The organism is Muricoccus roseus (genome assembly GCF_900141905.1).
Lineage (GTDB): Bacteria > Pseudomonadota > Alphaproteobacteria > Acetobacterales > Acetobacteraceae > Roseomonas > Roseomonas rosea.
Genome location: NZ_FQZF01000061.1, coordinates 1 through 8,012, shown reverse-complemented (window position 1 = coordinate 8,012; position 8,012 = coordinate 1). Strand labels below are relative to the sequence as shown.

8 protein-coding genes and 1 pseudogene are annotated in these 8,012 nt (G+C 68.7%); 4 read left to right on the top strand and 5 right to left on the bottom strand.

The genetic code is table 11. The features are described 5' to 3' along the window. Positions 1-185: pseudogene (locus BUB97_RS24945) on the bottom strand (IS21 family transposase); the annotation flags it as partial. A 287-nt stretch (positions 186-472) separates the two neighbouring features. Between BUB97_RS24945 and BUB97_RS24940 the strand changes: the two are divergent. Further along, the gene (locus BUB97_RS24940; RefSeq protein WP_073140539.1) at positions 473-2,869 is read left to right on the top strand and encodes a heavy metal translocating P-type ATPase; all 2,397 of its coding nucleotides are present in this window, start codon (positions 473-475) and stop codon (positions 2,867-2,869) included. Positions 2,870-2,916: 47 nt separating this feature from the next. Here BUB97_RS24940 and BUB97_RS24935 read toward each other — a convergent pair whose 3' ends face one another. The 4 genes from BUB97_RS24935 to tnpA form a co-directional block, all read right to left on the bottom strand. Further along, positions 2,917-3,249, bottom strand: a complete 333-nt coding sequence (locus tag BUB97_RS24935; protein WP_073140537.1) for a hypothetical protein — start codon at positions 3,247-3,249, stop codon at positions 2,917-2,919. A gap of 84 nt (positions 3,250-3,333) precedes the next feature. Further along, positions 3,334-4,908: an IS66 family transposase gene (gene tnpC / locus BUB97_RS24930; protein ID WP_073140535.1), complete on the bottom strand. Its 1,575-nt coding sequence runs from the start codon at positions 4,906-4,908 to the stop codon at positions 3,334-3,336. Between the two features lie 13 nt (positions 4,909-4,921). Then, positions 4,922-5,278, bottom strand: coding sequence for an IS66 family insertion sequence element accessory protein TnpB (tnpB, locus tag BUB97_RS24925; RefSeq protein WP_073140533.1), 357 nt, complete (start codon positions 5,276-5,278; stop codon positions 4,922-4,924). After that, on the bottom strand, positions 5,275-5,685 hold the full coding sequence (tnpA, locus tag BUB97_RS24920) for an IS66-like element accessory protein TnpA (protein WP_073140531.1): 411 nt from the start codon (positions 5,683-5,685) through the stop codon (positions 5,275-5,277). Before tnpA ends, tnpB begins: the two co-directional genes overlap by 4 nt. Before the next feature lie 71 nt (positions 5,686-5,756). On the opposite strand from tnpA, the gene BUB97_RS24915 reads away from it, so the two are divergent. The 3 genes from BUB97_RS24915 to BUB97_RS24905 all read left to right on the top strand — a co-directional run. Beyond that, the gene (locus BUB97_RS24915; RefSeq protein WP_408906158.1) at positions 5,757-6,413 is read left to right on the top strand and encodes an IS6 family transposase; all 657 of its coding nucleotides are present in this window, start codon (positions 5,757-5,759) and stop codon (positions 6,411-6,413) included. Further along, on the top strand, positions 6,414-7,547 hold the full coding sequence (locus BUB97_RS24910) for an efflux RND transporter permease subunit (protein ID WP_083755440.1): 1,134 nt from the start codon (positions 6,414-6,416) through the stop codon (positions 7,545-7,547). 149 nt (positions 7,548-7,696) lie between these two features. After that, positions 7,697-8,012: heavy-metal-associated domain-containing protein (locus BUB97_RS24905; protein ID WP_277614062.1), on the top strand; the 316-nt coding region annotated here is incomplete at its 3' end.

Below are 8,012 nucleotides of genomic sequence, written 5' to 3'. Positions count from 1 at the left end.
GACAGCTTGTCGGCGAACGGGTCCAGGCGGCTCGGGCGCTCGGGAACCTTGAACCGCACCTCCACGGCGTCCGCCCGCAGGTACTTGCGGATCGTGTTCCGCGACAGGCCCGTCCGTCGCTCGATCTCGCGGATCGGGATGCAATCCCGGTGATGCCACCGGCGGATCACGCTCAACAACTCCATGTCGATCACTCCGATAACCCCGACCATCCGGCCGGGGAGGTGAACAGACACGGGTCATTTCTCGGCGAAAACTTCGGCTCCTACAGGGTCAGCTCTCAGTGCAAATCAACAGCCTGCCCTCGCCCGTTCTCATGAGGTTGAGGTTTCCCATGGTGGGAAGGTCAAGGACGATCGGCGCCCACCCACCACGGGACGGCGCTTGACCTTCCCACCATGGGAGACACCACCTTGCAGGGCACCTGAGGAACGAGGCCTCGTCCGACGAGACCGAAATTGGGGTGGCAAGCATGAGCGGTCAGCATAACACCGGCGGACATTCGCATCAGCACGGGCCTGGCTGTGCCCACGGCCATCACCACCACGCTCACGGTGCGGCAGCCGATGCCGGCCTCGTCACCGACCCCGTCTGCGGGATGAAAGTGGATCCGACCACCTCGAAGCACCGGCTGGAACATGCCGGGACGACCTTCCACTTCTGCTCGGCCGGATGCCGGACGAAGTTCGAGGCCGATCCCGGAAGGTACCTGGAGCCGAAGAAAGCCGCCCCCGCACCGGTCCCGCGAAAGGGCGCCATCTACACCTGCCCGATGCACCCGGAGATCCGGCAGGAGGGGCCAGGAAGCTGCCCGATCTGCGGCATGGCCCTTGAGCCTCTCGAGATCACGGCGGAGGCCGAACCGAGCCACGAACTGACCGACATGACGCGTCGGTTCTGGATCGGGCTGGCCCTTACCCTCCCCGTGGTGATCCTGGAGATGGGGGGCCACATCCCCGGGCTCGGCCTGCACCACCTGGTGCCGCCCAGGACATCCGTCTGGATCCAGTTTCTGCTGGCCACACCGGTCGTCCTCTGGGCCGGCTGGCCCTTCTTCGTCCGTGGCTGGCAGTCGGTGGTGAACCGTAGCCTGAACATGTTCAGCCTGATCGCGCTCGGGACCGGCGCCGCCTACCTCTATAGCCTGGTCGCGACCTTCGCGCCCGGGGCCTTCCCCGAGGGCTTCCGGGGGATGGACGGTACCGTCGCGGTCTACTTCGAGGCAGCCGCCGTCATCACCGTCCTCGTCCTTCTCAGCCAGGTGCTGGAGCTCCGTGCCCGCGAGCAAACCGGCGGTGCCATCCGGGCCCTACTCAACATGGCCCCCAAGACCGCCCGACGGCTCAGGGAGGACGGCGAGGACGAGGAGATCCCGCTGGCCGAGGTTCAGGCCGGCGACCGGCTGCGTGTGCGGCCGGGCGAGAGTGTCCCGGTGGATGGCGAGGTACTGGAAGGGAGCGGGGCCGTGGACGAGTCCATGGTCACGGGTGAGTCCCTGCCCGTCGAGAAGCAGCCCGGGGCCAAGGTCATCGGCGGCACGGTGAACGGCACCGGCGCCCTCGTCATGCGGGCGGACAAGGTCGGCTCCGACACCATGCTCTCGCGCATCGTGGCCATGGTCGCCGAGGCGCAACGCAGCCGGGCGCCCATCCAGAGGATGGCCGACACCGTATCGGGCTACTTCGTCCCGGGGGTCATCATCATCGCGGTACTGGCCTTCGTCGCATGGGCCATCTGGGGTCCTTCCCCAGCCCTCTCCCACGGCCTGATTGCCGCCGTCTCGGTGCTCATCATCGCCTGCCCCTGCGCTCTCGGACTGGCCACGCCCATGAGCATCATGGTCGGCGTCGGGAAGGGTGCGGGGGCCGGTGTGCTCATCAAGTCGGCCGAGGCGCTCGAGCGCATGGAGAAGGTCGATACGCTGGTCGTGGACAAGACGGGCACTCTGACCGAGGGCAAGCCCAAGGTGGTGGCCGTGGTTCCGGCGCCGGGACTGGCCGAGACCGAGGTTCTTCCCCTCGCAGCCAGCCTTGAGCGGTCGAGCGAGCACCCCCTGGCCGCCGCCGTCGTGGCGGCCGCCAGGGAGCGCGGCATGACCTTCGCGGAGCCGGCAGACTTCGCCTCAATCACTGGCAAGGGCGTGACCGGCTCCGTGAACGGGCGCCAGGTCGCGCTCGGGAACGCGCGGCTGATGCAGGATCTCGGGGTGGATCTGGGCGACCTCACTGCCCGTGCGGACGAGCTGCGCCGGGAGGGCGGCACCGCACTCTTCCTGGCCCTCGACGGAAAGCCGGGCGGCGTCATCGCCGTGGCCGATCCGGTCAAGCAGACCACCCCGGCTGCCCTGCAGAGCCTACGGGAGAGCGGCATCCATATCGTCATGCTGACGGGCGACAACCAGACAACGGCCGGAGCCGTGGCTCGAAGGCTCGGCATCGACGAGTTCCAGGGTGACGTCCTTCCCGAGGATAAGCACCGCATCGTCCGCGAGCTACGGGCGCAAGGGAAGGTTGTCGCCATGGCGGGCGATGGGGTGAACGATGCCCCCGCACTGGCCGAGGCAGATGTCGGCATCGCCATGGGCACCGGCACGGATGTGGCGATGCAGAGTGCCGGCGTGACACTGGTGAAGGGCGACCTCGCCGGGATTGCGCGCGCCAGGACCTTGAGCCGGGCCGCGATGCGCAACATCCGGCAGAACCTGTTCCTCGCCTTCGTCTACAACGCGCTCGGCGTCCCTGTCGCCGCGGGCGTCCTCTACCCCGTCCTCGGGATCCTTCTGAGCCCGATCGTGGCCGCCCTGGCCATGGCGCTGAGCTCGGTCTCGGTGATCGGCAACGCCCTACGGCTGCGTACGGTGCGGCTGTAGGCCGTCGAAGGGCGTGGCGGCGCCTCGAAGCGCCGCCACGCTGTCACTCAGCGGGAGCGGGACTGTCCCCGGGACGAGCCGCCCATCATGTTGCAGTGCTCCATCATGGCCTGCATGTCCGGCGAGAGCTGACGCCCGGCACGGGTGTCTGCCTGCATCTGACGACAGTGCGCCATCATGTCCTGCATGCTCATGCCCGACATGTTGTGACCCTGCATGCCTTGCATGTTCCCATGGTTCATCCCGGGCATGTTGGCGTGGTTCATGCCCTGCATGCTCGTGCCGGCATCGTCAAGTTGAGCGAGCTTGGCGGGCTGACCGCGGGCAGGTAGGCAGCCGGAATGAGCTCGCCAGCCGCCAAGCCCCTCTATGCCGGCCATCGCTTCCCGGCCGAGGTGATCAGCCAGGCAGTGTGGCTGTACTGTAAGCGAGGTCTACGGACCCTTGCGGCCTTTGCTTGATCGTCAGCTGTTTTCGTCGGCCGCGCAGTGCCATGGCATGAGCTCGTCGATGCGGCTGTTGGGCCAGCCGTTGACCAGGCGCGTCAGCACTGTGGTGAGGTAGCGCTGCGGGTCGACGCTGTTGAGCTTGCAGGTCTCCACCAACGAGGCCACGGCCGCCCATCTGGCCCCGCCATCGTCGCCGGAGGCAAAGAGCGCATTCTTGCGGCTGAGGCAGATCGGTCGGATGGCGCGCTCCACCGTGTTCGTGTCCAGCTCGATCCGACCGTCCTTGAGGACCCGCATCAGGCCGTCGCGATGGTTCAGCGCGTAGCGGATGGCCTCTGCCGTCGGACTGCTGCCCGGCAGCCGCGCGAGGTGCGCCGAGAACCAGGCGAACAGGTCCTCGACAAGGGGGCGGCTTCGTTCCTGGCGGACGGCGCGGCGGATGTCGGGCGGCTTGCCGCGCAGTTCCGCCTCGACCGCGTAGAGGGCGGCAATCCTCTGCAGCGTCTCGGTGGCGATCGGCGCGGTCTTGCCCTTGGCTAGCTCGATGAACTGCCGGCGCAGGTGCGACCAGCAGAATGCCAGCGTGATGCCCTCGCTCGCCGCGGCGAGCGTCTTGTAAGCGCCGTAGCCGTCGCACTGGAGGATGCCGCGATAGCCGCCCAGCAGTGCCTTCGCGTGCTCGGCGCCGCGGCCCGGCGCGTAGTGGAACACCACCGCCGGCGGGTCCGTCCCGCCCCAGGGCCGGTCGTCGCGCGCGATCGCCCAGGCATAGCCCTTCTTGGTCTTGCCACGTCCAGGGTCGAGGACCGGCATCGTGGTCTCGTCGGCGAACAGCCGCGAGGAGGCCAGCAGGATCTCCCGCATGCGCCGGACCACCGGGATGATCTCCAGCGCCCCCGTGCCGGTCCAGTCGGCCAGCACCTCGCGGCCGATCTCGATCCCCTGCCGCGCCAGGATCTGCGCCTGGCGGTAAAGGGGCAGATGGTCGGCGTAGCGAGAGACCAGCACGTGGGCGACCGTTGCCTCGGTCGGCACCCCGCCCTCGATCAGGCGGGCCGGCGCGGGCGCCTGCAGCACCACGCCGGCGCAGGCCCGGCAGGCCAGCTTCGGCCGCTTCGTGACGAGGACGCGGAACCGCGCCGGGATCACGTCGAGCCGCTCGGCGGCATCGGTGCCGATCTCGACCAGCGGGCCCTGGCAGCAGGGGCACACCGTCGCCTCGGGCGCCAGCACCTGCTCGATGCGCGGCAGGTGCGCCGGCAGTCGGCCCCGGCCTGCCCGGCGGCGCTTCTTGTGCTGGTCGCGCAGCGCCGGAGAGGCCTTGCCGGCCTCGGCCGCGTTCCCGGCCAGCGTCGCCTCGATCTCCTCGAAGGCGAACAGCAGTTGCTCCTCGGGGAGCCTCTCGGATTTCTGCCCGAACTGCCGGCGCTTCAGCTTCAGCAGCAGGTGCTGGAGGCGCTCGTTCTGCGCCGTCAGCGCATCACGCTCGGCGACCAGCGTGTCGACCTCGACCAGCGTCTCGAGCAGAAGCGCGCGCAGGGCTGCGGGGTCCTCCGGCAGTGTCGGCCTGTCGTCTCCCGCGGCGCGCATCGTGCCGCGGATTCTATGCCGGCGCGCTCGGCGTGGGAATCTCCCGCAGCGTTTGCACGCGCCGCCAATCGATCCCGTCGAACAGCGCGGCGAACTCCACCGGCGTCAGACGCAGCACGCCGTCCACCACCGGCGGCCAGCGGAACGCGCCTCCCTCCAATTGCTTCCAGACCAGGACCAGGCCGCCGCCGTCCCAGAGGAGGATCTTGATCCGGTCGGCACGGCGCGAACGGAACACCAGCACCGCCCCGGAGAACGGATCTGCGCCCAGCACCTCGGCGGCCAGCGCCGCCAGGCTGTGCGCGCCCTTGCGGAAGTCGACCGGCTTCGTCGCCAGCAGGATCCGCGCGCCAGCCGGGGGCGCGATCATGCCGCCGATGTCCGGATCGCCCGCAGCACCATCGTCAGCAGGTCCACATCTGTGCCAGGCACCACGTGCAGCACCGCTCCCGCCAGTTCCACCTCGATCGGTGGCGAGGAACCTGCCGACGAGACTGTTGTCGGCTCGGGCACAGGCATCGACGGCGCCGGCACGATCGGCACAAAGCTCAGCGGCGCCACCGCAGCACGCCGCATCTCCCGCCGCCACGTGAACACCTGCTGCGAACTGACCTGCCAGCGTCGTGCCACCTCGGCCACCACCGTGCCGGGCCGCAGCGTCTCCGCTACGATCCGTGCCTTGTCGTCGTCCGACCACTTCCGCCGACGGCCAGGTCCGGTCAGAACCTCGACACGCCGATATCCGCCGTCCTTCGCGTCACCACTAATGTCGACCATAATGTCGGCCCGAAGCTCCCTGCTCCAAGCCGACCCAGCACATCCACCAACCGCGCCGGAAGACGGGCCTCGTGGCCACGCTTACGCTGTACTTTCGCTTTCCGCTCAGCCTTCGCATGGCCGAGGAAATGCTGGCGGCACGTGGCATCGTGGTCAGCCACGAGGCCATCCGGCAGTGGGCCCTCAAGTTTGGTCAGGAGTTTGCCAACCAGATCCGGCGGCGGCTGCCGCGAACGGGTGACAAGTGGCACCTCGATGAGGTCGTCATCAAGATTGCCGGGGTGAAACACTGGCTCTGGCGTGCCGTGGATCAGACCGGGATGGTGCTCGACGTGTTGGTGCAGAGCCGACGCGACAAGCGGGCCGCCAAACGCCTGCTGCACAAGCTGCTGAAGCGGCAGTGCCGGGCGCCACGCGTCATGGTCACCGACAAACTCCCGAGCTACGGGGCGGCCAAGCGGGAGGTGATGCCCGGTGTCGAGCACCGCCAGCACAAGGGCCTGAACAACCGGGCGGAGAACTCGCACCAGCCGACGCGACGACGAGAGCGGCAGATGAAGCGCTTCAAGTCAGCGCGGCAGGCACAGCGCTTCCTCTCTGCCCACGACCAAATCGCCAACCTTTTCCATCTCCGCCGCGACCACGTCACCGCCACTGAACATCGAGCCGCAAGGGCGCGTGCGTTCGAGATGTGGGCCGATATCAGCGGGGTTGCTACAGCGGCTTGATTGTCGCTCGGCCACTGCCGCGATCCGCCAACTTGCTTGCCCCAAGCTCAGCAACTTGACGATGCCCCCGGCACCACCAGCGCCTTCGCCGAGCGGGTCGAGGGCGGCTACTACCTGGAGATCGAGCCGGACCGGGCGGCCCTGGCCCGCTACGGCCTGACCGTCGGCGACCTCCAAGAGACCATCGCCACGGCGCTCGGGGGCGAGCCGGTCACGACCACCGTCGAGGGCCGCGCGCGCTACACGGTCAACGTCCGGTACCCGCGCGGCCTGCGCAGCGACCCGCAAGGAATCGCGGCGCAGGTCCTCGTGCAGAGCATGCAGGGGGCCGCCATCCCGCTGGGGCAGCTGGCGGCCGTCCAGCTGCGCCGCGGCCCGCCGACCATCCGGACCGAGAACGCGCAATTGGTGAACTACGTCTATGTTGACATGCACGGGCGTGACATCGGCGGCTACGTGGCCGACGCGCAGCGGGCCGTCGCCGGGCAGGTGCGGATGCCGCCCGGATACCATGTCGAGTGGAGCGGCCAGTTCGAGTACATGCAACGCGCCAAGGCAAAGTTGGCCATCGTCGTGCCGGTGACCCTGCTCATCATCTTTGTGCTGCTCTACCTGAACTTTGGGCGGCTGACCGAGACGATCATCGTCATGCTCTCGGTCCCCTTCGCGCTCGTCGGAGGCGTCTGGCTCATGTTCATGATGCAGTTCAACATGAGCGTGGCCGTCGCCGTCGGGTTCATCGCGCTCGCCGGGGTGGCGGCGGAGACCGGCGTCATCATGCTGATCTACCTTGACCACGCACTCGCGGAGGTTCGGGAGCGGTGCCGGGCCGAGGGGCGGCGCCTGACGCAGGAGGATCTGCGCCACGCCATCATGGAGGGCGCGGTTGAGCGGGTGCGGCCCAAGATGATGACGGTGACCGCCATCATGGCGGGCCTGCTGCCGATCCTCTGGAGCACCGGCACCGGCTCGGAGCTCATGCAGCGCATCGCGGTTCCGATGGTCGGCGGCATGGTGTCCTCGACGGTGCTGACCCTTTTGGTGATCCCGGCGATCTACGGACTGGTCAAAGGATGGCGCCTGCCACGGACGGAGGCGGCTCAGGAGCCGGAGTCATTCGCGATGGCGGAGTGACGGTTGGCGATGAGCCAAGGAAGCCTGCCGCAGCCAGCCTCCAGGGAGTGCCGCCGCCGCCGAGGCGGGGCCGGACGGCGGCCCTTGACCTTCCCAGTGTGGGAAGCCCCATGTGGCCCGGCAGTCGGGATTATCAGGAGACGGGCGCAATGGACGCTCTGACTGCGGAAGCCGGGACCGCCGCGATGGCCGGGGGCGGTGCCGAGGTGGACATCGGCATCGAGGGCATGACCTGCGCCTCCTGCGTCGGCCGGGTCGAGCGGGTCCTGAAGCAGGTACCCGGCGTCTCCGGCGTCTCCGTCAACCTCGCCACGGAGCGGGCGCGCGTCGCCTTCGCCGGGCCGCCGGACACCGCGGCGGTGGCCAGGGCCGTGGAGGAGGCGGGGTACGATGTCCCCGTGTCCGAGTTCGACCTGAACGTCCAGGGCATGACCTGCGCCTCCTGCGTCGGCCGGGTCGAGCGGG